Source organism: Brucella daejeonensis (assembly GCF_014199265.1).
In the GTDB taxonomy this organism is placed as follows: Bacteria; Pseudomonadota; Alphaproteobacteria; order Rhizobiales; family Rhizobiaceae; genus Brucella; species Brucella daejeonensis.
Genome location: NZ_JACIJG010000002.1, coordinates 60,543 through 84,920, shown reverse-complemented (window position 1 = coordinate 84,920; position 24,378 = coordinate 60,543). Strand labels below are relative to the sequence as shown.

Sequence of the window (24,378 nt, the reverse complement as noted above, 5' to 3'; positions counted from 1 at the left end):
GATTTTTTTATCCGGCCAGCATGCGGTAGATTGCCGGCAGGGCAGCCGGGAGCTTGGCGAGTTTGCCGATCAGCGCATAGCCGCCGTGACCGAACAAGGCCGGAAGATAGGCATTGGCTTCGCGATCGACCGTGACCGCAAAGACGTTGACGCCCTTGGCGCGCGCTTCGCTGACGGCGCGGCGCGTATCTTCCAGCGCAAAACGCCCTTCATAATGATCGACGTCGTTCGGCTTGCCGTCGGTCAGAAGAAGCAGGAGTTTTTTGCGGTTGGGCTGGTCTGCGAGCTTCGACGCGCCATGGCGGATGGCGGCTCCCATGCGGGTATAAAAACCGGGTTTGAGAGCGGCGATACGACGCTCAACGGAGGGACCGAAAGATTCGTCAAAATCTTTCAGCGTTTCCACCCGTACCCACGAACGGCAGCGCGACGTGAATGTGAGGATGGAACAGCGGTCGCCGCAGGCCGCAATACCGTTGCCCAGAACCAGCAGCGCTTCTTTTTCCACGTCCAGCACGCGGCGGTTATCCACCCAGGCATCGGTTGAAAGCGAGACATCGACCAGAATGGTAACGGCCAGATCGTTGGCCTGCGGACGGCTCATCAGATGCACGCGCTCGCTGCCCTGCCCGCCCGCCGCGAAATCGCAGCGCGACCGCACGACGGCATCGAGATCGAGATCGTTGCCATCGAGTTGCGCCCGCATCATTTCGCGTCCCGGCCGCAGAATTTCAAACTGACGCCGCACACGACGGATAAGGCTTTTTGCCTCGTCGTCCAGTTCGGGCGCTTCCTCGCTATCGGACGCAGGCGTTGCAATGACGCTGCAATGATCCCGCAGGTAAGTGGCCTTCCGGTAATCCCATTCCGGATAGGTCAGCTTCGCGGACAGCATCGTCTCATCCACCGCTTCGGGCGGCAGGTCGAGATCGAACCGAAATCGCGCGGCAGGCCGGCCCTTGCGTTCGCCGAGCGTCAGGTCGTCCAGCTCGTCGGCGGATTTTGCGTTCTGCTCGTCGCTGTCATCCGAAGGACGGTCCACGCTCACCATCTCCGCCATAGCGAGAATTTTCTCGAAACGGTTGAGAATGAAAGGGCTGCGTTCCGTCTGTCGCGGATCCTGCTTTTCGCGCTGCGCAATCTGGCGTTTCGTCTCCATGCCTTGCGCCTGACTGTTGCGGGCGGGTTCATCCTCGCCTTCACGCGGAGCGGTTTCCTCGCGCCGGATGAAGCCTGGCCACAGCGGCACCGGCAATGCAGGCAGATAGCCCGCAGGCGCACGATGCGGGAATATCGCCGCAAGACCGGAATCGGGTAGTCCCGCTCCCTGTGTCAGTTGGGACAGGATCCGGCTCTCGACCAGCTGTTCCACACGATTGAGCGGGCGTTTCGGACGCGCCTTCAACACGGCCTCGCAAAGCCGCGCATAGCGCTTCTGCAAGCCCGGCAACGCTGCGCAGGCTTTCGCGGCGGTCTGCGCTGCGATCTCAAGTGCCGCAATATCGCGCCGCAGCGGATCGTCGGCCAACACCTGCTCGCCGGGCTGCATCGCGGCCATATAGCCCGCCAGCCAGACATAAAGATCGTAATTGAGGGCACGATCCGGGAAAAGCGCGATTTCGACCGGCAGCATCAGGGTTGCTTCATCGCGAAGCGGCTGGGCCAGTTTTTCCTCGCCCAAGGCCATGCGCTGGCGCAATCCCAATCTGTGTGCCGAACTACGCGCACGCGCTGGCGCGATCTGGACGGTGACATCGCCGCCAAAGCCGCGGAAGCAGATGGCAAGCCTCTGGCGAATATCGGCAAGCTTTACCGCCTGTTCGGGATATTGCGGCCACGATCCGGTCCTGCCGATCAGGCGGTGCCAGGCGCGGCCAACCGTTTCCTCAAGCTCAAGAAAATCCAACATGACATGGGCCTATTTCAGCATCGCATCGGCAATTTCAAGCAAGGCGGCCTTCACGTCCGGCTCGTCCGTCAAAGGCTCGATCATCGCGGCCCGTGCAGCCTCGCGCTGCGACATGCCCGCATCGATCAGCGAGGCGCAATAGACCAGAAGACGCGTCGAGACGCCCTCCTCAAGATCATGGCCTTTAAGACCACGCAGGCGATGGGCCAGCGCCACCAGCGGCGCGACCTTGTGCGCCTCAAGCCCGCTTTCCGAAGCGACCACCGCGATTTCCGCTTCCTTCGGCAGGAAGTCGAATTCGATGGCAACGAAGCGCTGACGCGTGCTGGGCTTCAGCGATTTCAGGAGATTTTGATAGCCCGGATTATAGGACACGACGAGCATGAACCCGTCCGGCGCTTCCAGAAGCTCGCCGGTTCGCTCTAGCGGCAGAACCCGGCGGTCGTCGGTCAGCGGATGCAAAACCACTGCCACGTCCTTACGCGCCTCGACAATCTCATCGAGATAGCAGATGCCGCCGTCGCGCACCGCGCGCGTCAGGGGGCCATCCACCCATACCGTATCGCCGCCCTTGAGCAGATAGCGTCCGGTCAGATCGGCGGCGGCCAGATCGTCATGGCAGGAGACGGTTGACAACGGCAGGCCGAGCTTTGCCGCCATATGGCTGACAAAACGCGTCTTGCCGCAGCCGGTCGGCCCTTTGAGTAGCAAAGGCAATTTGCGTGTCCATGCCATTTCAAACAGGGCGCATTCATGCCCCGAGGGACTGTAAGCAGGGATGGATGGTTCGATCGTCCCGATATTTCTCAAGACTGAATTCATGTCGTTCATGGCCGTCTTCCTTTTCATTGGAGGATAAAGCCCCGCCCTGCGGCGGGGCTTGTCTGGCAATTGTCATTCGGCGGGCTGAATGAGACCGGATGCCTTTTCGCTGCGTTCCTTGCCCGGAACGAACACGGCCCAGATGAACATGCAGGCCGAGATCACCACCACGATGCCGGAGCCGAGACGGATCCAGTAGAACAAGGCAAGCTGATCCTGCACTTCCATGAAGCTCTCGCCGAGCACACGCTGGAGATGGGTCTGAACCACACCGGCAAAAGTCAGTGCGAAGGTCATCACCGACATAGCCGTGCACATACCCCAGAAGCTCACCATGGACAGCATCTGGTTATAGGGCGCGCGCCTGCGCATTTCCGGTATCGCATAGGCCATCATGGCAAGGTTGAGCATGACGTAGGCGCCGAAGAAAGCGAGGTGACCATGCGCTGCCGTCAGCTGGGTACCATGGGTGTAGTAGTTGACCGAGGAGAGTGTATGCAGGAACCCCCAGACGCCCGCGCCGAAGAACGCCATCACCGAGCACCCGATGGACCAGAGCAGTGCGGCGCGGTTCGGATGCTTGCGCCCTGCCTTCCAGGTCATCGTGAAGGTGAAAATGACCATGGTGAAGAACGGAGCCACTTCCAGCGTCGAGAAGAGCGAGCCGATCCACTGCCAGTAACCGGGAGCGCCGATCCAGTAATAGTGGTGACCAGTGCCCAGAATGCCGGAGAACAGCGCCAGCCCAACGATCACATAAAGCCATTTTTCAACGACCTCACGGTCGATGCCGTTCAGCTTGATCATCAGGAAGGCGAGGATCGAAGCCATGATTAGTTCCCATACGCCTTCAACCCACAGATGGATGACATACCACCAGTAAAGCTTGTCCAGCGCCAGATTGATCGGGTTGTAGAACGCGAAGAGGAAGAACAGCGCCAGTCCCCAGAGACCGAACAGCAGGATATTGGTCACGGTCGTCTTGCGGCCCTTGAGGGCCGTCAACGTGATGTTGAAGAGGAACATCAGGCAGACGACGACAATGCCGACCTTGATTATGAAGGGCTGTTCGAGGAATTCGCGTCCCTCATGGATCTTGAACAGATAACCCACCACGGCAATGCCTGCCGCCACAAAGAACATCCAGAATTGAATGACGGCAAGCCTGGTGCTGTAGAGTTCCGTTTCCGTTTCTTCCGGAAGCAGATAGTAGGTGGACCCCATGAAACCCATCAGCAGCCAGACCACCAATGCGTTGGTATGGATCATGCGAACAATGTTGAAGGGCAACAGTTCGGATAGTGTATTGGGCAGGACGTAGATCGTTCCGGCGAGAACGCCGAACGCAACCTGCGCGAGAAACAGGACAAGCGCTCCCTGGAAATAGAGCATTGCCACTTTTTGGCTTTCATATTTCATATCTTATAACTCCATTTCATCCGCGCTCAGCCTGCATCGTTCGGCGGCCAGTTCTGCGTCTTGATGTGGCTCGTCCATTCGAGGAAATCCGCCAGATCGTTAAGCTCCTGATCGTTCAGATGAAATTGCGGCATCTGCCGCCGCCCCTCGATGCCCGACGGTTGCGCGGCCATCCATGCTTTCAATGTTTCGCGCGCGCTTTCGGGATCGGCATCGCCGCCCCAGCGTTTCCACACATTGCCGAGTTCCGGCGCGTAATAAGCGCCTTCGCCCAGAAGCGTGTGGCAATTGATGCAGGCATTCTTTTCCCAGACATGCTTGCCGCGTGCGACCGCTTCCGTCAGCTTCGTTTCATCCGTGGAGGTCGTTCGCATGTAGTAGTGACTGTGCGCCGTCAGACCCACGAAGATCGCAAAAAAGAAAATAGATCCACCATAGAAAACGTTGCGGGCACCGGTCTTGGTTAGACGTTCCGCCATCCCTTCGTCCTTTCACTGGCCGGAGACAGAGCCCGGCATCGCATCCCCCGTCGATGTTGAGGCCGGTCGATCCCCTCGCCAGCATCACGGGTCGGAACTGTTCTATCTGGAGAACGAAACTCTTCTTTGCGATTAGGCAAAGACCGAAGCGGTTACCCGCCGTTCAAAGGAAGATGTGCGCCACGACGGAGCGCGCGAACGCGAGCGAGAGGAGAATGGCGAGCCAAACCAGCAGTGCCGGCTTGAGCGGTCCCCTCGTCCCGCGCATTTCCATGAAATCAAGAATGACAAACCATCCCTTCGCAAAGGCGAAGACCAGAATCACCGCAACCGCCACAGGCAAGCCGCCGCTGAAACCCGCAATGGCCGCGCTGCCCAGTGCGAGAGCAAGCAGGAGGACGAGCGTTCGGGTGAGCGGGGTATGGGAGCAGGGAAGCATCTAAACACTCACGCCAGATAGAGAATGGGAAACATCACCAGCCAGACGAGATCGATCGCGTGCCACAGGGTCGTGATCAGCACGACATTCGACCGCGAAGGTCGCCATGCGACCAATGCCAGAACGATGGAGCCGAAAAAGACATGCAGGAGATGGAAGCCGGTAACGAGGAAATAGAGTTCGAAGAACGAACCGATCGTTTCGTCGCTGGCGAATGACACTTCCCGCGAATATTCGACAAGTTTGACAAGCACGAAGCCGAGACCGAACAGGGCTGCAAACAGAAGCGGCCTGCGGGCCTTGCTCATATCATGGCGCTCGCGCACCGCGATTGCCGCCTGCCAGCCGCTCATCAGCAGGATAATCGTATTGGCTGCCGCCAGACCCGGACTTAGATGCGCGCGCAACTGGGCCACGCCTGCGGAATCAACTGTCGCCATCACCATGAAGGCAATCAACAGAGCCGCAAAGGTGACAAGTTCGCTCCAGACGAGAATCCAGAGCAGGAGATTGTCCTCCTGCTCGCCTTCCGTAATCGTCGCCGCAAAGGCGGTATCTTCCGTTCCAAGCATGACCGATGCTTAGCCCTGGCGAGCTTCGTCTTCTTTGCGTTTTGGCAAAGAAAAATCATGCCCGCCTGTGCATTGTCGTCCATGGCAAAGGAAGATTTCAATGACAGACGCACAGGTCGGGCTGGCAATTGTCACGCCTGCAATTATCGGTTTTTCGCTGGTTCTCTATCGTATGGGTGCACTGCATCGCGCAGGCACGCTGTCGGCGGTCGCCGCATCGATTGCGATTGCCGTCATACTGTTCTGGAATCAGTAAAAAAGGAATCGTACGGGCGACCGGAGCCGCCCACTTCCATGTCTATGATCACAAGAGCATTGGCTCAATTGAACGCGCCGCCATCACTTTTACTTTGCGGGCGCTCTTTCGCAACCCTGTCGCGGTAACCGCTGGCCCTGTACCCGGAAGCTTGCCTATTTCGGACAAGGCTATGTGTTCTGGGTGATTTCGTTCGAATTCGCGCTTTTCGCCCCGTTTGCCGTATTGTTCGGCGTCCTGCTACATGCGACCAGCTTCGAACACAGCATATGCCGCCTACCGGGCAAAATGGATGAAAGCTATAGCCACCTGAATTAACAAACAAATCCTGACCGGTGCATTTTCCTTGCGATAGAAGGCCAGGAACCGTCGCACCTTTGGCGGATGACCATGAGGCCGGACAGGGTGGAGCCAACCTTCAACTTCCGGCCCCGTCTGTGCCGCAAGCACACTCTTTATTTTTCGACGCCGCATCGACCGCCCTCAAACAACTGACGCTCGCGCGCCAGTCCCTCGCCGACGAGATCAAAGAAGGCCCTCACCCGCGCTGTCCCTTTGAGGTCGGCGTGGGTGACGATCCAGAGTTCTCCTTCCAATTCAGCGATCGGCTCCGGCAAGGCTCTTGTCACGCCCGCTTCGGTGTCGCCGAGGTAGCACGGCAGAAGCGCCAGCCCAATGCCTGACTTTGTTGCGACGAGCTGATTGATCAGGCTGTTCGTTCGATAGACGAACCCCTTCGAGGGGGCTGTCCTCATTAGCCAGTCCGCGGCCCTGATGTCCGAGGTCGTTTCCTCCCAGCCGATGAGCGCGTGGCGATCCACATCGACGGAACTCGATAACGGGCCGCCATTCGCTTCGAGATAGGCCGGGGCTGCGTAGAGCGCCCAGGCGACGCTCGACAGCTTGCGCCCCCAAAGATCGCCTTCTTTCGGACGAACAGGCCGCAGCGCGATGTCAGCCTCTCGACGCGAAAGGCTGAGCACCCGGTTGTCGATCACCAGTTCCACCACAATGCCGGGATGAGCTTGCCGGAAGGCGGCAAGAAACGTCGTGAGCCGGCTATAGGCAAGCGTCTCCGAAGAGGTGACCCTGAGACCGCCGCACAGGCGATGATCGCGACCGGATATGTCACGGTCGAGCGCGAGCGCTTCGTCCTCCATGCGCTCCGCGCCCACCGCTATCCGGGCACCCGCCTCCGTTGCCACGTAGAGGCCTCCCGGAAGCCGCTCGAACAGCCGCACACCAAGCCGCGCCTCCAACGCCTTCAGGCGACGAAAAGCGGTGGAATGATCGACACCGAGAGCAACCGCCGCCGCCGTCAGGCTACCGGCGCGCTGGATGGCAAGTACAAGCCGAAGTTCGTTCCAATCGTCCATACCAACAGGATAGCATTGTCAACGCTTGCAGTCATGCAAGTCATGCTGGCAAAATGCCAATGAGCATTGCGAACGCACCATCGATAGGCTGCCTGCAGACACACAACCTGCTGAAAGGATCGATCATGAAGTTCTATTATGCAACCGGCACCTGCTCGCTCTCACCACACATCGTCGCGCGCGCCAGGATCGATCTGTCGGGTTTTCCGCATCTCGGCGACTTCATGAAAAATGTGGGGGTTCGTCCTGCCGTGCGTGAGGCGATGAAGGCGGAAGGCCTGAAGGTGCCGGCATGATGAACGGGAATCCAGAAGGGGCGACACTGACGCTGGTTAGTCACCATCTCTGCCCCTATGTGCAGCGCGCGGCAATCACGCTTGCCGAAAAAGGCGTAACCTTCGAGCGGCAATATGTCGATCTCGCGGACAAGCCCATGTGGTTCCGCGCGATCTCGCCACTCGGCAAGGTCCCACTGCTGGTCGTTCGTGAAACGAGTGGCGAGGCCGTGCTTTTCGAAAGTTCGGTCATCTGCGAGTATCTGGAGGAGACACAGCCTGGTCGGCGCCTTCATCCCGCCGATCCGCTCGAACGCGCACGCCATCGCGGCTGGATCGAATTTGGCTCGTCGATCCTCGCCGACCTGTGGGGATTTGAGACGGCGACAGACGCGGCTGGCTTCGAGGCGAAACAGAAGGTGCTGGTGGACAAGTTCCGCCGCGTCGAGGAAGCGCTGACGGTCTCGCCCCTCTTCGCGGGGCAGCATTTCAGCATCGTTGACGCAACTTACGCCCCGATCTTTCGCTATTTCGATGTCTTCGATGCTATCGCGGACACGGGAGTTTTCGCGAAAGCCCCAAAGGTTCAGGCATGGCGTTCGGCGCTTCGCAAGCATCCGAGCGTGGCTGGCGCAGTCACCACCGACTACGCCGACCGACTGCGCGCATTCCTTGAAGGCCATGACGCCTACCTTTTGAAAATTGCGGGGTGAGGATACCATGAGTCAGGGTATGGCATGGCTTCTGCTGATCGTCTCAGGTCTCCTCGATGTGGCTTGGGCGATCGCGATGAAATACGCTGAAGGCTACACCCGGACGGGCTGGACAGTCCTGTCCGTCGTCCTGCTCATCGCATTCGTCTATCTGCTCGGCCGGGTCCTGGAAATTCTTCCGGTCGGGACCGCCTATGCCGTGTGGACGGGAATTGGAGCAGCCGGGACGGTGCTTCTGGGCATCGTTCTGTTCGGCGAGGCGATCAATCCGATGCGACTTGGCGGCGTCACGCTGATCGTCATCGGCATTGTGGCGCTAAAGTTCGCCCCGGCGTGATCTGTCCATGCAGCACGGCGGCTTCAAGCATTGAAGAGGCTCTATCGCCATAAGGGTTCAACCAAGGCTCGATGAGTTTCATCGAGCCTTGGTATCCGACCTACCGCCCAACGGGGACGGTTGCGGATACATAAATATCCCCTTCCTCACGGAATCTGTCCGCCATTTTCGCCATACCCTCTTTCTGCGCCTCGGCGCGGATATCATGGGATATTCGCATCGAACAGAACTTCGGCCCGCACATGGAGCAGAAATGCACGACCTTGTGTGCGTCTTTGGGTAAAGTCTCGTCATGAAACGAGCGCGCCGTATCAGGGTCCAGCGATAGATTGAACTGATCTTCCCAGCGGAATTCGAACCTCGCGCGTGACAGCGCGTCGTCGCGCACCCTTGCCGCCGGGTGCCCCTTGGCAAGATCGGCGGCATGGGCGGCGATCTTGTATGTTATGACGCCAACTTTTACGTCGTCGCGATCCGGTAAACCGAGATGTTCCTTCGGCGTGACGTAACACAACATTGCCGTGCCGAACCAACCGATCATAGCGGCTCCAATACCGGAGGTGATATGATCGTAACCGGGTGCGATATCCGTTGTGAGCGGCCCAAGCGTATAGAAGGGAGCTTCGCCGCAACTCGCCAATTGCTTGTCCATGTTCTCCTTGATCTTGTGCATCGGCACGTGACCCGGTCCTTCAATCATCACCTGGCAGTCCTTCGCCCAGGCAATCCGTGTGAGTTCGCCAAGGGTCTCCAACTCCGCGAATTGCGCAGCATCATTGGCGTCGGCAATCGAGCCGGGCCGCAGGCCGTCACCGAGCGAGAAAGAAACATCGTACGCGCGGCATATGTCGCAAATCTCCTCGAAATGCTCGTAGAGAAAACTTTCCTTGTGATGATGCAGGCACCATTTGGCCATGATCGCCCCGCCGCGCGAAACGATACCGGTTACACGATTGATCGTTAGCGGAATGTAATGCAGCCGGACACCGGCATGGATAGTGAAATAATCCACCCCCTGCTCCGCCTGTTCGATCAGAGTGTCCCGGAATATCTCCCAATTCAGATCTTCGGCTACGCCGTTAACCTTTTCGAGCGCCTGATAAAGCGGCACCGTCCCGATAGGCACCGGTGAATTGCGGATAATCCATTCGCGGATATTGTGAATGTTACGCCCGGTCGAAAGATCCATGACGGTATCGGCCCCCCAGCGGATTGCCCAGACCATCTTCTCCACCTCTTCCGCCATTGAGGAGGAGACAGCGGAATTGCCGATATTAGCGTTGATCTTCACCAGAAAGTTGCGGCCGATAATCATTGGCTCAAGTTCTGGATGATTGATATTGGCAGGAATGATGGCCCGCCCCTCCGCGACCTCCTGACGGACGAATTCCGCCGTCACATAGTCGGGTATTTGCGCGCCGAAGCTTTCTCCATCGCGCGTCAATTGTTCCTTCGCTTCCTCGCGCCCCAGATTCTCGCGAATGGCAATGAATTCCATTTCGGGCGTGATGATACCCGCCCGCGCATAGGCGAGCTGGGTTACAGCCCTGCCCGTCGCCGCCCTGAGAGGCCTGTGACGAACGGTAAATTCGGGCACTTGATGCGTGCCGGCTGCAAAGCCGTTATCCGCAGGTTTGACGTCCCGCCCGTCATAGGCCTCAACATCGCCGCGCCCCAATACCCAGTCCTGACGAAGACGAGGCAATCCCGTTTCAATGTGAACCGTATGGGAAGGATCGGTATAGGGACCCGAGGAATCATAAACCGTGACGGGAGGTTCACCTGCCGTCGGATGAACGGCGATCTGGCGCATGGGCACGTGAAGATATGGATACAATCGACCCGGCTTATGGATTTTCGTCGAGGCGGCCTGTGGTCCGGTCGTGACTGCAAATTTCGTGGTCCCGGCAGTAATATTCATCATGAGGCTCCAAAGTCTGACAAAGGAGACCCAGTTCGAGCCGGAATGGTGGAAGATACCGAGCTATTCGACAGGAGGCCGCAATAAGCAAGCCGTCCTTCGGTCTTTACACCGTCCCTACGCCAGTATGAACTGGATCAGGTTCAACGGGTCACTGCGCCGAATAGCAGAATCTCAGCCCCTTGACGGGACACCCCTGGTGACAGTCAGGTTGCAATTGGAGCCGCGAAAAGTCAACCTCATCCGCTTGAGAGCCTGAAACAAAACGCACTCTCGCTCAAACGGCAAATCCTTGGGATCGCAGCATGGTTGCGCCCGCGATAAGCCGGGGTCCGTCCTAGACAAATTTTGCAACACAACTCTTCTGCGAACACGCCAAACGGTGTATATTTCTCCTTTGAGGCAGACCACGGCCAAGCAGCATGGGGGGGCCAATAACCGCTAATACCGGTTTGAGAGGGCACCATGATCGAGTGGCGAATTGACGCTCTGGCGTTCAGCAGTTGCAATTGCGCGTATAACTGCCCCTGCCAGTTCGAACTGCGCCCCACCCACGGCGACTGCCGCGGTTTCGAGGTGGGCCGGATCAAGCGCGGGCACTTCGGTGACATCAATCTCGACGGGCTTCATTGGGGGCTCCTCTACGAATGGCCGGGAGCCATCTTCGAGGGGAACGGAACGATGCAAGTCATCATCGAGGAGCGCGCCGACGAGCGGCAGCGCCGGGCGCTGGTGACGGTGCTTCATGGCGGAGAGACCCATGAAGCCATGACCCACTGGTGGGTCTTTCATGCAATGTCGAACACGATCCACGAACCGATTTTCCGACCGATCGAATTCGAGGCCGATCTCGATGCCAGAACCGCGCGGGTAGCGATCCCCGAGGTGCTGAGGTCCGTCGCGCGGCCGATTATCAGTCCCGCGACGGGAGAGCCGCATCGCATACGCATCGATCTTCCGTCAGGGATAGAGTTCGCCGTTGCGGAAATCGCCAGCGCATCGACGACGGCGTCCGATCCGATCCTGCTGGATCTCAACGACACATATGGCCAGTTCAACGCCATACACCATACCGAGAGGGGCGCGGTTCACCAGGGCATGTAAATCGAAAAATGGGAGGAGACAATGACCGAGACAAAATGGGCCATCAAAGGTCGCGAATTCATCCACTGCAACTGTGCCTACGGGTGTCCGTGCCAGTTCAATGCCCGTCCCACCAAAGGCGGCTGCGACGCCGTCGGCTTTGTCGATATCGAAGAGGGATATCACGGAGATACGAAGCTCGATGGGCTGACGATCGGCATCATCGCCTCCTGGCCAGGCGCTATTCACGAGGGCGGAGGGCAGGTGGTGCCAATCGTCGACGAGCGTGCAACGCCCGAACAGCGTGAATCGTTGTTGCGCATCATGAGCGGTCTGGACACCGAGCCCGGCGCCACCTTTTTCCAGGTCTTTTCGGCAACCTTCGACAAGGTGCACGAACCGGTTTTCGCGAAGATCGATTTCCAGATCGATGTCGACGGTCGCAGCGCGAGAGTGGCCGTTCCGGGTTGGGTCGAGGCGCGCGGAGAACCGATCCGCAACCCTATCACCGGTGACGCGCATCGTGCGCGGATCAACCTGCCGCAGGGCTTCGAGTACGATGTTTGCGAGGTTGGGCGAGGCTGGGGCGAGACACAGGGAGCCATAGCGCTTTCGCTGAATGACTCGCACGCGCACTTCTCCCGGCTGAACATGACCGAAAGCGGCGTCGTCCATTGAACAGGACGACGGATACACCGCTTGAGGCCGTGCTGCGGCGCGATGGACTGATCGTCGCAACGTCCATCGCCGCCCTTACCATGCTTGCATGGGCCTATGTCCTGCGGCTTGCCGCCGGCATGAACATGGGCGGGATGGACATGATGGGCTATCGCATGATCTCGAACGGCTTCGAGATGGCGATGGCGCCAGCGCAGCAGGCGTGGACGGTCGGCGATTTCGTTTTGATGTTCGTCATGTGGACGGTGATGATGATCGGCATGATGACGCCGTCGGCGGCGCCGATGATCCTCATCTACGCACGAACGGGCAGAATGGCCGCCGCGTCTGCCAGGCCATTTGCCGCAACAGGTTGGTTCGTGACCGGATATCTGGGGGGTTGGAGCGGGTTTGCTCTCGCGGCAACGACGGCCCAATGGGCGCTTGAAAGGCTGGCTCTGCTCAACCCGGACATGGCGAGCACGAACAACGTTCTGGGAGGCGCGATACTGATCGCAGCCGGGCTTTATCAGTGGCTGCCGCTGAAGCACGCCTGCCTGTCGCAATGCCAGTCGCCGCTCCTGTTCATTCAACGTTTCGGCGGCTTTCGCCGCGACGCGACCGGAGCCTGCAAGATGGGAGCCATGCACGGGGTCTACTGCCTCGGCTGCTGCTGGGCGCTGATGGCCCTCCTCTTCGTCGGCGGCGTGATGAATGTTCTCTGGATCGCTGCGCTCGCCATCTTCGCCCTCGCGGAAAAGCTCATGCCGACGGGACGCCTGCTCTCGCGGGTGGCGGGGATCGGCTTGCTGGCGGCAGGCCTGCGCCTGCTCGTGATGTGAGCTGGCGATCCTCGGCACATGCGAGACCGAGCCACCGTCGCCCAGGCAGATGCACCGCCGAATTTTCGGAGATGGCAGTTCCATGATCGGCGCGGTTGATTGTGGTTATGCTACACCGTCAGATGACTTCTTGCCTTTGGTGTATCAAGCACTTCGGCAGGGCCGTCCAGAACGATCTCGCCGCGATCCATGATGTAAACATGGTCTGCCAGTTCGCGGCAGAAGTCCAGATATTGCTCGACAAGCAAAATGGCCATGCCGGTGGTATCGCGTAAATAACGGATGGCACGACCGATATCCTTGATAATGGAAGGCTGGATGCCTTCCGTCGGCTCGTCGAGCACCAGGATACGCGGTTTCAGCACCATGGCCCGACCGATTGCCAGTTGCTGCTGCTGGCCGCCGGACAGATCGCCGCCGCGACGTGGCAGCATATCCTTCAGCACCGGAAAAAGATTGAATATCTCGTCGGGAATAGAGCGCTCCGAGCGCTTCAGCAAAGCATAGCCGGTCTCGAGATTTTCCTTCACCGTCAAAAGCGGAAAAATCTCGCGTCCCTGCGGAACATAGCCCATGCCGCGGCTGGCGCGCGCATAGGGCGGCAGGCCCTTCAAGTCTTCATTGCCGAACACGACATGCCCGCCGCTCAGCGCCTGCTGACCGGTAATGGCGCGCAGCAGGCTGGTCTTGCCGACGCCGTTGCGGCCCAGGACACAGGTGATGCGTCCTGCCTCCGCCGTCAACGATACCCCGCGCAAGGCCTGAGCTGCCCCGTAATGCAGGCTCACATTTTCAACGCTCAACATTCGTAAGCCTCTCTATTTTTTCATTTTACGCATTATCCTGTGCAAAACCATTTCGCGCTTTTGCTGGTAATGCTCTAACGCCCAAGGTAATTCTCGATCACCTTCGGATCCGAGCTGACGAAATCGATCGATCCTTCGGCAAGGACGCTGCCTTCGGCGAGACAGGTCACCTTGACGCCCAGTTCGCGGATAAAACCCATATCGTGCTCCACCACCACAACCGAACGCGTCCTGGCGATTTCCTTCAGGAGAATAGCCGTCTCGGCCGTTTCGGCATCCGTCATGCCCGCCACAGGCTCGTCAACCAGCAGGAGCCTGGGTTCCTGCGCCAGCAACATGCCGATTTCGAGCCATTGCTTCTGCCCATGCGAAAGATTGGCGGCAAGTTCATCGCGCCGCGTCCACAATCGCACCGTCTTCAATATCTCTTCTATGCGTTCACGATCGGCCTTGTCCTGCCGGTAGAACAATGTCGCCCACACTCCCCGCCTGCGGTCGAGCGCAAGCTCGATATTGTCCCAGATACTGTGGCTCTCGAACACGGTCGGCTTCTGGAATTTGCGGCCGATGCCGATCCGGGCGATGTCGGCCTCGTCCTTCCTGGTCAGATCGATATCTCCCTCGAAGAAGACCTCGCCCTCATCCGGCTTCGTCTTGCCGGTAATGATATCCATCATGGTTGTCTTGCCCGCGCCGTTCGGGCCGATAATGGCGCGCAGCTCGCCGGGCTCGATGACGAAGGACAGCGAATTCAGTGCCTTGAACCCATCGAAGGAGACGGACACACCGTTGAGATAGAGCAGGCTATTGGTGCTTTCGGTCATGATCCATCTCACTCCGCAGCCGTTGCTTGCAGTTTGGCCTCATCAACGGATGGGGTTGTTGTCGGTTTGCGCGAAGCCATGAAGGCGCGGAACGTGCCGACAATCCCTTTCGGCAGGAACAGGGTAACGGCCACGAACGGCGCGCCCAGCACGAACAGCCACATTTCCGGGAAAGCGGTCGTGAAGACGCTCTTGCCGAAATTGACCAGCACGGCCCCGATCACCGGCCCCACCAGAGTGGCCCGACCGCCCACGGCAGTCCAGATGACGACCTCGATGGAGTTCGCCGGTGTGAATTCACCCGGATTGATGATGCCGACCTGCGGCACATAGAGCGCGCCCGCCACCGCCGCCATCATCGCCGAAACCGTGAAGATGAAGAGCTTGTAGTTTTCAGGACGATATCCCAGAAAGCGCGTGCGGCTTTCCGCATCGCGCACACTGATGAGGACCTTGCCGAATTTCGACTTGACGACAGCCGAACTGAATATCAGTGCGACGGCCAGCACGATTGCGGAAGCCGCGAAGAGCGCGGCGCGCGTACCGTCCGCCTGAATGTTGAAGCCCAGAATATCCTTGAAATCGGTCAGACCGTTATTGCCGCCAAACCCCATCTCGTTGCGGAAAAATGCCAGCATCAAGGCATAGGTCATCGCCTGGGTGATGATCGAGAGATAAACGCCGGTCACGCGGGAGCGGAAGGCGAACCAGCCGAAGACGAAAGCCAGCAGGCCCGGAACCAGGAGCACCATCAGGAAAGCGAACCAGAAATGGTCGAAGCCGAACCAATACCACGGCAATTCCTTCCAGTTGAGAAACACCGTGAAATCCGGCAGGTCGGGATTGCCATAGACGCCGCGCGCGCCGATCTGGCGCACCAGATACATGCCCATGGCATAGCCGCCGAGCGCAAAGAACGCGGCATGGCCGAGCGAGAGAATACCGCAGAAGCCCCAGACAAGATCGAGCGACAGCGCCAGCATGGCATAGGTCAGATATTTGCCGAGCAGCGACACCATATAGGTCGGCACATGCAGCGAATGATCCGGCGCAGTCAGCAGATTGAGCGTCGGAACGGCCAATGCGGCGGCAATCAGGATGGCAGCGGCAATAAAGACACCGCGGTCGAGTTTTCGGAACAGGAATGCCGTAATCATGCTTCCACCGCCCTGCCCTTGAGAGCGAACAAACCGCGCGGACGTTTCTGGATAAAGAGGATGATGAGCACAAGCACCAGGATCTTGCCGAGCACCGCACCGGCATAGGGTTCGAGGAACTTGTTCAGGATGCCGAGCGAGAAGGCGCCGACCAGCGTGCCCCACAAATTGCCGACACCGCCGAACACCACCACCATGAAGCTGTCGATGATGTAGCCCTGTCCGAGATTGGGCGACACATTATCGATCTGCGACAGGGCCACGCCCGCCATGCCGGCAATGCCGGACCCCAGCGCGAAGGTAAACGCATCGACATAGGGCGTGCGAATGCCCATCGATGACGCCATGCGCCGGTTTTGCGTGACGGCGCGCATTTGCAGACCGAAATTCGACCGCTTCAATACCGCGAGCAGCGTGAGGAACACAGCCAGCGAAAACAGGATGATCCACAGGCGGTTCCAGGTAATGGTCATGCCGCCGAGTTCGAAAGCGCCCGACATCCACGATGGATTGCCGACCTCGCGATTGGTCGGGCCGAACACCGTGCGCACAGCCTGTTGCAGGATCAGCGAAATGCCCCAGGTCGCCAGCAATGTTTCCAGCGGACGCCCATAGAGAAACCGGATGACGCCGCGTTCGATCACCAGACCGACCAGAGCGGTAAAGAGGAACGCCAATGGCAAGGCAATGACCAGCGACCAGTCGAACAAGCCGGGATAGCCGGTACGGATAACATCCTGCACCACGAAGGTGACATAGGCGCCCAGCATGACCATTTCGCCATGCGCCATGTTGATAATGCCCATGACGCCAAACGTGATGGCAAGGCCTATGGCCGCGAGCAGCAGGACGGAACCGAGCGACAGCCCGTACCAGACATTCTGCCCGGCATCCCAGAACGCCTGCCTTTGCTCGATATGGCCGATGGCCGTGTCGAGAGCCTGCGCAAGCTCAGGCTGTGCATGGGCGCGTGCGGCATTCAAAACCGCCAGGGTGGAACGATTGCCATTGTCCTGAAGAAACTGCGTCGCGTTGAGCTTGTCTGCAAGCGGCCGGTCCGACGCCAGCAGCGCCGCAGCCTGAGCCTTTTCCAGAAGGGCGCGGATCGCGCTATCCTGTTCCTTGCCCAGTGCTGTTTCTATCGGTTCGAGCGCATCCGCATCGGGACTTGCGGCTACGATCTCCGCGGCCTTCAACCGTTCGGCCCGGTTCGGGCTCATCAGCGTCAGCCCGCCCAGGGCCGTGCGAACCGCGCGACGGACGGAATTGTTGACCTTGACCTTTTCCATCGCGGCTTTGGGCGCTTCTCCCGCCGCTTCACTGCTGACAGGGTCTGTAAGTAGGAAATTCGTGCTGGATGCCTTTGTGATGAATACACGACCGTCCGACTTGCGTTTGTAAAGATCGCCATCGCCAAGCGCGTTCAGCACAGGCACGGCGCGCGCGTCACCCGTGCCTGCGAGAGCGGAAATCCGTTTTTGCATCTGGGCAAAATTCGCCTTGCCCAAAGCATCCACAAGCCCCTGAAATTCATCCGCTCTGGCTGTCGTCGCTATCGCGACCGACAGGATGGACAGGACGAGCAAGACGGCCCGCATCCAACGCTCCATGGCTCACTTCCCTAACTGTAACCGCATTCTCTATGATCTCGGAACCGCTAGTGGTCCGTTTCCCGCCCTCTGCATCCCCTGCTATCAGGATCCGCCCTGACCGCCGCACTTGCCGGTTTCGACGTTGAAATTGCCGCAGGACATCGGCTTGCGCCAATCGGAGATCAGGTTTTTGGAATCCGGCAGATAATCGGACCATTCGTCGCCGACGATCAGTCCCGGCGTCTGGCTGACGATCTCAAACTGGCCGTCCGACTGGATTTCACCGATGAGCACCGGCTTGGTGATGTGATGGTTCGGCATCATGGTCGAATAGCCGCCCGAAAGGTTCGGTACGGAAACGCCGACCAGAGCGTCGATCACGGCATCCTGATCGGTGGTGCCAGCCTTTTCGACAGCCTTCAGCCACATATTGAAACCGATGAACGACGCTTCCATCGGATCGTTGGTGACACGCTTGTCGTCCTTGGTGAAGGCGTGCCAGGTTTCGATGAACCTGGCGTTCGTCGGATTATCGACGGATTCAAAATAATTCCAGGCCGCGAGATGGCCGACCAGCGGCGCAGTGTCGATACCGGCCAGTTCTTCCTCACCGACCGAGAAGGCCACAACCGGAATATCTTCCGCCTTCACGCCCTGATTGGCGAGTTCCTTATAGAACGGGACATTGGCATCGCCATTGACGGTCGAAACCACGGCGGTCTTCTTGCCCGCCGCACCAAAACCCTTGATCGCCGCCACTTCCGTCTGCCAGTCGGAGAAGCCGAACGGCGTGTAGTTGACACGGATATCTTCCGGCTTCACACCCTTGGAGACGAGATAGGCTTCAAGAATCTTGTTGGTCGTGCGCGGATAGACATAGTCAGTGCCTTCCAGAACCCAGCGTTCGACACCTTCGTTCTCCATCAGGTAATCGACGGCGGGAATGGCCTGCTGGTTCGGCGCGGCGCCGGTATAGAACACGTTGCGCTCGGATTCCTCACCTTCATACTGCACCGGATAGAACAGGATATTGTTCAGCTCCTTGAAGACCGGCAGGACCGATTTGCGCGACACCGAGGTCCAGCAGCCGAACACGGCCGCAACCTTGTCCTGCGAAATGAGCTGGCGGGCCTTTTCCGCGAAAAGCGGCCAATCCGAAGCCGGATCGACAACGACAGCCTCAAGCTTCTTGCCCAGAAGGCCGCCCTTCTTGTTCTGCTCATCGATGAGCATCAGCATGGCGTCCTTGAGCGTCGTTTCCGAGATCGCCATCGTGCCCGACAGCGAATGGAGAATACCGACCTTGATCGTGTCTTCTTCAGCCAGCGCAGCGGAAAGGCTTGGGATGGTAAGCGCGCTTGCAAAAAGTGCGGCAAGCATTTGCGACCGGAATGTCATTGCATGTCCCTCTCTGTTGGTCTTCCCGGTTCTCCGGGTTATCGCCAACTATTGGGGAGAGGCCGCCGTTTCCTTATACGTTAAATGACGTAGTTACCGGGGTGAAATATGCATTCATAAAATTACCTGCTATCTCTCTTTGAAACGGCACAACAAGGAGCCGGAGGGGAAATGGAGCAGCATGGCAGCGCGGCAACGCATCATCCCGGTCAGACGGGAATATAACCGCTGGGTCGCGGATGAAACGCTGGAAGACTACGCGCTGCGCTTCACCGCCAAAAGCGCGCGCCGCTTCTCATCCAATCGCATCGCCCACACCGCCATCGGCGCGATCTCCTTTCTCGCGCTCGAAGCTATCGGCGGGGCGATCACGCTGTCCTACGGCACCAGCAACGCCATAGCCGCCATCATTGTCGCAAGCCTCGTCATGCTGGCGGTCGGCCTGCCGATCAGCCGCTACGCCATACGCCACGGCGTTGACATCGACCTTCTGACGCGCGGCGCGAGCTTCGGCTATATCGGATCGACCGTCACCTCGCTCATCTACGCGACCTTCACTTTTCTGCTTTTCGCCATCGAAGCCTCGATCATGTCGGGCGCCCTGGAACTGGTCTTCGGCATCCCGATGTGGATCGGCTATGTCATCAGCGCCGTCGTGGTCATACCGCTCGTCACCTATGGCGTGCGCATGATCAGCCGCTTTCAGATCGTCACCCAGCCCTTCTGGATCGCGCTCAACGTTCTTCCCTTTCTTTTCATCGCATCGGTCGATTGGGGAAAGTTCGACCTCTGGCTCACCTTTTCCGGCATCCGGGCAGGCTTTACCGGTGGCGACAGCGCGCCCTTCGTTCTGGCGCAGTTCGGTGCCGCCTCGGCGGTCATTCTGGCGCTGATGGCGCAGATCGGCGAACAGGTCGATTTCCTGCGCTTTCTTCCACCGGAAGGCCAGCGCAAATGGCGGCACAAGATCGCGGTTTTTCTCGCCGGTCCAGGCTGGGTCGTGTTAGGCGTACCTAAATTGCTGGCCGGATCGTTTCTGGTGGTGCTGACGCTCAGCGCCGGTATCCCCGCCGACGTCGCCGCCGATCCGGCGCATATGTATCTGACTGCTTTCGGCTACATGCTCCCGTCTCATACGGCAGCTTTGCTGTTGACCGTCGCTTTCGTCGTGGTCTCGCAACTGAAGATCAATGTCATGAATGCCTATGCCGGTTCGCTGGCCTGGTCGAACTTCTTTTCCCGCCTGACCCACAGCCATCCCGGTCGCGTGGTCTGGCTGATCTTCAATGTCAGCATTGGCCTGCTTTTGATGCAACTCGGCATTTACAAGGTGCTGGAACAAACACTTGGTGTCTTCTCCATCATTGCCATGGCCTGGCTCTGCACGATTTCCGTCGATCTTTTTGTCAATAAGCGCCTCGGTCTCTCGCCACCCGGCATCGAATTCAAGCGCGCCCATCTCTACGACATCAACCCGGTCGGCACCGGCACGATGGCCATAGCTTCCATGGCAGCGCTGGCCGCTCATTTCGGTGCATTCGGCGCCATGGCCGAGGCGCTGGCACCGTTCATCGCGCTTTTGGTGGCATTCGTCGTCTCGCCGCTGATCGCGTGGAAGACAGATGGCAAATATTACCTTGCGCGCAAACCGCGGCGAGCCTGGCAGAACCAGCTCGCCATCGCTTGTTCTGTCTGCGAGCATGATTTCGAGCCGGAGGACATGGCCTGGTGTCCGGCCTATGCCGCTCCGATCTGCTCACTGTGCTGTTCGCTCGACAGCCGCTGTCACGACCTCTGCAAACCGAAGGCGCATCTGCGGGCGCAGGGTGCCGCAGTAGCCCATGCGACGCTGCCTGCCGCCGTCATTGAAAAGCTTTCGACGCGTCTCGGGCGCTATGCCGTGACGGTTGCGATTTCCGTGGCATCTCTCGCCACCATCCTCGCGCTGGTGGCCTATCATGCTGGCGCGGCATCGCCGGAAACAGCACAAGTTGTCAACCGCACGATCCTGATCGTGTTCCTTGTTCTGGCGCTGATCGCCGTCATCGTGTGCTGGTTCTATGTGCTGGCACATGACAGCCGCATCGTGGCCGAGGAGGAATCCTCACGGCAGACCACCCTTCTGTTGAAGGAAATCTCCGCGCACAAGAAGACCGACGCGGCGCTGCAACAGGCCAAGGACAATGCCGAAGCCGCCAATCGCGCCAAGAGCCGCTATGTCGTCGGCCTCAGCCACGAATTGCGGACACCGCTCAATGCGGTTCTGGGTTACGCACAGATATTGGAGCGCGACGACACCATTCCGGCGGCCCGGCAGCCTTCGATCAAGCTGATCCGGCGCAGCGCCGATCATCTGTCGGGACTGATCGACGGGCTTCTCGATATTTCCAAGATCGAAACCGGCCATCTCCAGGTCTATTCCAACGAAATCAATCTGCACGATTTTCTCGACCAGATCATCGATATGCTGAAGCCGCAGGCGGAAGCCAAGGGCGTCATGTTCCGCTACGGCAAGGCCGAAACACTGCCGCGATATGTGCGCACGGACGAAAAGCGTCTGCGCCAGATTCTGGTCAACCTGCTGACCAATGCGATCAAATTCACCGAGAAGGGGGAAGTCGCCCTGGAGATCGGCTATCGCAATCAGGTCGCCACCTTCAAGATCGTGGATACGGGGCGCGGCATCGCGGACGGAGATATCGAGCGCGTCTTCGAACCCTTCCAGCGTGGCGAGGCCGAGCATACCCGTCATCTGCCGGGCCTCGGTCTCGGCCTGACGATCACCAGGCTTCTGACCAACACGCTCGGTGGCGAGCTATCTGTCACCAGCACCTATGGCAAAGGCTCGACATTTCAGGTTCGCCTGATGCTGGGCGCCATTGATCGTCCCATCAATCTGGCCGCGCCAACGCGAAAAATACGGAACTATACCGGCCCGCGACGTACTCTCATCGTGGTCGACGACAATGACGATCATTGCGCGCTGATGCGCGAAATCCTGTCGCCGCTCGATTTCATCGTGCTGACCGCCAAAAGCGGACCGGAATGTCTGACCCTGATCGAAGGCATTCGCCCGGATCTCTATTTCATCGATATCCGAATGCCGCAAATGAACGGCTGGGAACTGGTGGGACGGCTGCGTGAAAGAGGCGAGGCCGCTCCCATCATCATGCTTTCGGCCAATATTGGCGACGGCACCCGGCCCGACAGCCTGCCGGACAATGCGCATAACGACACACTGGCCAAACCATTCGACATCCGCCAGATTCACGCCAAGCTTGCCGTGCATCTGGATCTCAACTGGATTTACGAAGAAAGCGAGCAAGGCAAAGCACCGCCGCGACCGGCAATCATGGACAGCCCCCGAACAGCAGATTTACAGGACCTGATCCGCCTGGGCGAAATCGGCTTTGTGCGCGGGATCGAGGCCAAGCTCAACCTTCTTGCGCAGGATGACAACCTCATCCCTTTCGTTGAAAATGCGCGCGAATATATTCGTGCCTTCAATATGTCGGGCTACAATATGTTCTTGCGTGATCTGGAACAGAGAATGGACAGTCAGCCATGAGCGTTCTTCCCCGCGACACGGTTCTTATCGTCGACGATTCCCCGCAGACGCTCGGCTTTCTCACTGAAGCACTGGAACGGGCGGGCTATTCCGTGCTGATTGCCACATCGGGCAGCGCCGCACTCGGCATCGCCGAGCGCATCACGCCCGACATGATCCTGATGGATGCCATCATGCCCGGAATGGACGGCTTCGAAACCTGCCGCCAGCTCAAGGCAAATCCGGCCATCTCGCAGGTGCCGATCGTTTTCATGACCGGCCTCACGGAAACCGAACACATCGTTCACGCGCTCGAAGCGGGCGGCGTGGACTATCTGACCAAGCCCATCAATATCGATGAGCTGCGGGCCCGTATAAAGGTGCATCTGACCAACGCCCGCTCCGTCCAAAGTGCGCGCGTCGCGCTTGACGCAAGCGGCAGGCATCTGTTTGCAGTGGATCAGGACGGCGCCCTTCTCTGGTCTACCCCCCAGGCGATGCGCCTGATGGATAGCGTCGGCGAAAGCGGCAAGGGACAGTTGATGTTGCAGGAAAAATGCGCTGAACGCTTGCGGATGCGTGGCGAGCACCTGAATTCAGCCACGCCCTCGGAAACCCTTGCCGCAACCGAGGAGATTTCGCTGCAACTCACCTATCTTGGCTCAACCGGGGCAAACGAATTTCTGTTCCGTCTGACTGCAACCGATCAGAGTGAGGAACAGAACATGCTTCGCCTGCATTTCGGACTGACAAATCGTGAGGGCGATGTGTTGCTTTGGATCGCGCGCGGAAAAACCAACCGGGATATCGGCACTATTCTCAACCTGAGCGCCAGAACCGTGAACAAGCATCTTGAACAGATATATATCAAACTGGGCGTTGAAAATCGTGCGGCGGCGGCCGTGAAGGCGACTATGCTTGTTCACAGGTAAGATAAGGAAATCCCGAGCGGGATACCGTCCATCCATTGCGCAATCGGAATATCTGGCTCCATCCCGGTGCGGCCACCCGGTTTCCCCTCATGATCGGCAAGGCTTCAGCCGCAGACGACTATAGCGCTATGGCGAGAAGCTATTTCTCGCCGTAAACTCAATATCTTATCTGACTGGCTAATTAATGGTACGGTCGGTTGGTATAAAACCGTTTCCTTAGATATTGTTTTTATTATAGTATTTTCATTGCGGATCCGAAAATGTAGCACAGTTTGTTACACAGTTAGTGGCACCAATTGTTGCACGTTGATGTACGCCATTATAGCGCCTTGACTGCAATCAAAAATGAGAACAAAATAGGAACATATGATTTAGCAGGAGAAAATTATGAACGCTCTTGTCCAAAGCTATGATACCGAAATCGAGGAAGTTCTCGCTTATCACGGCGGAGATGTGCACGCAGCCATAGAGGCGCTTTTAAAGGATAGGGAATTTCTAATGCGTGAGGTCGAACTCGCCCGCATGGCGATGAGCCATGGATACACGCGCGGGTGGAAGCCGGAGATCGCTCGATGAACCAGTCCTATCAAGTCGCCCTGCCCGAAGCTTATGCTTTGAAGTTTGCCCGTCGCGAGGTCCACCGCGACGCTGATCGTCTTGGCGCCAGATTGCCTCACCGTATGGCCCGCAAGTCTGGAATTGGTTTCTGCGTTTTCAGTTTTCCTACTGAAAAGTGCATGAGCGCTTTCATGCGTAGGCACGGAGGCAAACCGTTTGGAGCGACAGACGATGGGTGGGAGCGTATAGTGGTGCGATAATGAATGAGCCTGCGCCTGTTAACGGCGTGGCTCGCTTCGGCAGGCGCATACCCCGCGCGGTTTTCGCTGCGGGGTTCTTTTTTAATTTCGCAACATCAAATTTTAATAAAACGAGAGTGATACTCTTGTAAAAATCTTCGATTAACTCTAAATGATGTCTATCGACTTTGTTATCGAATGACGTGGCTAAAATTAGAAGCCCGT

At 58.4% G+C, this 24,378-nt stretch carries 21 protein-coding genes, 4 pseudogenes and 1 riboswitch; of the genes and pseudogenes, 12 read left to right on the top strand and 13 right to left on the bottom strand.

Annotated elements, in window-relative coordinates:
• Nucleotides 1–7 precede the first annotated feature (7 nt).
• The 6 genes from FHS76_RS02760 to FHS76_RS02735 form a co-directional block, all read right to left on the bottom strand.
• A complete protein-coding gene (locus FHS76_RS02760) occupies nt 8–1,909 on the bottom strand; it encodes a nitric oxide reductase activation protein NorD (RefSeq protein WP_183647755.1) in 1,902 nt (633 codons plus the stop codon).
• A gap of 9 nt (nt 1,910–1,918) precedes the next feature.
• The gene (locus FHS76_RS02755) at nt 1,919–2,731 is read right to left on the bottom strand and encodes a CbbQ/NirQ/NorQ/GpvN family protein (RefSeq protein WP_183648425.1); all 813 of its coding nucleotides are present in this window, start codon (nt 2,729–2,731) and stop codon (nt 1,919–1,921) included.
• Between the two features lie 72 nt (nt 2,732–2,803).
• A complete protein-coding gene (locus tag FHS76_RS02750; protein WP_183647752.1) occupies nt 2,804–4,150 on the bottom strand; it encodes a nitric-oxide reductase large subunit in 1,347 nt (448 codons plus the stop codon).
• Between the two features lie 26 nt (nt 4,151–4,176).
• Nucleotides 4,177–4,629: a c-type cytochrome gene (locus FHS76_RS02745; RefSeq protein WP_183647749.1), complete on the bottom strand. Its 453-nt coding sequence runs from the start codon at nt 4,627–4,629 to the stop codon at nt 4,177–4,179.
• Nucleotides 4,630–4,792: 163 nt separating this feature from the next.
• A complete protein-coding gene (locus FHS76_RS02740; RefSeq protein ID WP_183647747.1) occupies nt 4,793–5,068 on the bottom strand; it encodes a cytochrome C oxidase subunit IV family protein in 276 nt (91 codons plus the stop codon).
• An 8-nt stretch (nt 5,069–5,076) separates the two neighbouring features.
• Entirely contained in the window at nt 5,077–5,640 is a 564-nt protein-coding gene (locus FHS76_RS02735) for a cytochrome c oxidase subunit 3 (protein ID WP_183647744.1), read from the bottom strand.
• 100 nt (nt 5,641–5,740) lie between these two features.
• Here FHS76_RS02735 and FHS76_RS02730 point away from each other — a divergent pair, with 100 nt between their 5' ends.
• A complete protein-coding gene (locus FHS76_RS02730) occupies nt 5,741–5,896 on the top strand; it encodes a hypothetical protein (protein WP_183647741.1) in 156 nt (51 codons plus the stop codon).
• Between the two features lie 153 nt (nt 5,897–6,049).
• A pseudogene (locus tag FHS76_RS22440) lies at nt 6,050–6,166 on the top strand (ABC transporter permease); the annotation flags it as partial.
• Between the two features lie 185 nt (nt 6,167–6,351).
• Here FHS76_RS22440 and FHS76_RS02725 read toward each other — a convergent pair.
• Nucleotides 6,352–7,272, bottom strand: a complete 921-nt coding sequence (locus FHS76_RS02725) for a LysR family transcriptional regulator (RefSeq protein ID WP_183647738.1) — start codon at nt 7,270–7,272, stop codon at nt 6,352–6,354.
• 125 nt (nt 7,273–7,397) lie between these two features.
• Between FHS76_RS02725 and FHS76_RS02720 the strand changes: the two genes are divergently transcribed.
• Genes FHS76_RS02720 through FHS76_RS02710 form a run of 3 tightly spaced genes read left to right on the top strand, consistent with a single transcriptional unit; the run spans nt 7,398 to nt 8,597 of the window.
• Nucleotides 7,398–7,568 (top strand): hypothetical protein, encoded by a 171-nt coding sequence (locus FHS76_RS02720; RefSeq protein WP_183647735.1) that lies wholly within the window; start codon nt 7,398–7,400, stop codon nt 7,566–7,568.
• Nucleotides 7,568–8,260, top strand: coding sequence for a glutathione S-transferase family protein (locus tag FHS76_RS02715; RefSeq protein WP_183647732.1), 693 nt, complete (start codon nt 7,568–7,570; stop codon nt 8,258–8,260). The genes FHS76_RS02720 and FHS76_RS02715 overlap by 1 nt, the downstream gene beginning before the upstream one ends.
• A gap of 7 nt (nt 8,261–8,267) precedes the next feature.
• A complete protein-coding gene (locus FHS76_RS02710; RefSeq protein WP_183647729.1) occupies nt 8,268–8,597 on the top strand; it encodes a DMT family transporter in 330 nt (109 codons plus the stop codon).
• Between the two features lie 100 nt (nt 8,598–8,697).
• On the opposite strand, the gene thiC is transcribed toward FHS76_RS02710, so the two are convergent.
• The gene (thiC, locus tag FHS76_RS02705; protein ID WP_183647726.1) at nt 8,698–10,518 is read right to left on the bottom strand and encodes a phosphomethylpyrimidine synthase ThiC; all 1,821 of its coding nucleotides are present in this window, start codon (nt 10,516–10,518) and stop codon (nt 8,698–8,700) included.
• A 96-nt stretch (nt 10,519–10,614) separates the two neighbouring features.
• Nucleotides 10,615–10,726, bottom strand: a riboswitch (TPP riboswitch).
• 257 nt (nt 10,727–10,983) lie between these two features.
• Here thiC and FHS76_RS02700 point away from each other — a divergent pair.
• The 3 genes from FHS76_RS02700 to FHS76_RS02690 are packed head-to-tail and all read left to right on the top strand — an operon-like array spanning nt 10,984 to nt 13,100.
• Entirely contained in the window at nt 10,984–11,622 is a 639-nt protein-coding gene (locus FHS76_RS02700) for a DUF1326 domain-containing protein (RefSeq protein WP_183647723.1), read from the top strand.
• Between the two features lie 21 nt (nt 11,623–11,643).
• Nucleotides 11,644–12,279, top strand: a complete 636-nt coding sequence (locus FHS76_RS02695; protein ID WP_183647720.1) for a DUF1326 domain-containing protein — start codon at nt 11,644–11,646, stop codon at nt 12,277–12,279.
• Nucleotides 12,276–13,100 (top strand): DUF2182 domain-containing protein, encoded by an 825-nt coding sequence (locus FHS76_RS02690; RefSeq protein WP_235992544.1) that lies wholly within the window; start codon nt 12,276–12,278, stop codon nt 13,098–13,100. Before FHS76_RS02695 ends, FHS76_RS02690 begins: the two co-directional genes overlap by 4 nt.
• 110 nt (nt 13,101–13,210) lie before the next feature.
• Here the strand turns inward: FHS76_RS02690 and urtE are convergent, their stop codons facing one another.
• The 5 genes and pseudogenes from urtE to urtA all read right to left on the bottom strand — a co-directional run bounded on the left by urtE (nt 13,211) and on the right by urtA (nt 18,859).
• Nucleotides 13,211–13,906 (bottom strand): urea ABC transporter ATP-binding subunit UrtE, encoded by a 696-nt coding sequence (urtE, locus tag FHS76_RS02685; RefSeq protein ID WP_183647717.1) that lies wholly within the window; start codon nt 13,904–13,906, stop codon nt 13,211–13,213.
• A 74-nt stretch (nt 13,907–13,980) separates the two neighbouring features.
• Complete coding sequence (gene urtD / locus FHS76_RS02680) at nt 13,981–14,730, bottom strand: urea ABC transporter ATP-binding protein UrtD (RefSeq protein ID WP_183647714.1); 750 nt, start codon at nt 14,728–14,730, stop codon at nt 13,981–13,983.
• Nucleotides 14,731–14,795: 65 nt separating this feature from the next.
• Nucleotides 14,796–15,887, bottom strand: a pseudogene (gene urtC, locus FHS76_RS02675) (urea ABC transporter permease subunit UrtC); the annotation flags it as partial.
• Nucleotides 15,884–17,497 carry an urea ABC transporter permease subunit UrtB gene (gene urtB, locus FHS76_RS02670; RefSeq protein ID WP_183647708.1) on the bottom strand — a complete coding sequence of 538 codons (1,614 nt, stop codon included), beginning with the start codon at nt 17,495–17,497 and terminating at the stop codon, nt 15,884–15,886. The gene urtB and the pseudogene urtC, both read right to left, overlap by 4 nt.
• A gap of 84 nt (nt 17,498–17,581) precedes the next feature.
• Nucleotides 17,582–18,859 (bottom strand): urea ABC transporter substrate-binding protein, encoded by a 1,278-nt coding sequence (urtA, locus tag FHS76_RS02665; RefSeq protein ID WP_374828565.1) that lies wholly within the window; start codon nt 18,857–18,859, stop codon nt 17,582–17,584.
• Nucleotides 18,860–19,058: 199 nt separating this feature from the next.
• Here urtA and FHS76_RS02660 point away from each other — a divergent pair, with 199 nt between their 5' ends.
• The 4 genes and pseudogenes from FHS76_RS02660 to FHS76_RS02650 all read left to right on the top strand — a co-directional run bounded on the left by FHS76_RS02660 (nt 19,059) and on the right by FHS76_RS02650 (nt 23,932).
• Nucleotides 19,059–22,445 carry a hybrid sensor histidine kinase/response regulator gene (locus tag FHS76_RS02660; RefSeq protein ID WP_183647702.1) on the top strand — a complete coding sequence of 1,129 codons (3,387 nt, stop codon included), beginning with the start codon at nt 19,059–19,061 and terminating at the stop codon, nt 22,443–22,445.
• Nucleotides 22,442–22,931 (top strand): annotated as a pseudogene (locus FHS76_RS22850) (response regulator); the annotation flags it as partial. The gene FHS76_RS02660 and the pseudogene FHS76_RS22850, both read left to right, overlap by 4 nt.
• Before the next feature lie 134 nt (nt 22,932–23,065).
• A pseudogene (locus FHS76_RS22845) lies at nt 23,066–23,356 on the top strand (response regulator transcription factor); the annotation flags it as partial.
• A gap of 387 nt (nt 23,357–23,743) precedes the next feature.
• Nucleotides 23,744–23,932, top strand: a complete 189-nt coding sequence (locus FHS76_RS02650; RefSeq protein ID WP_183647696.1) for a CUE domain-containing protein — start codon at nt 23,744–23,746, stop codon at nt 23,930–23,932.
• Nucleotides 23,933–24,378: the final 446 nt, after the last annotated feature.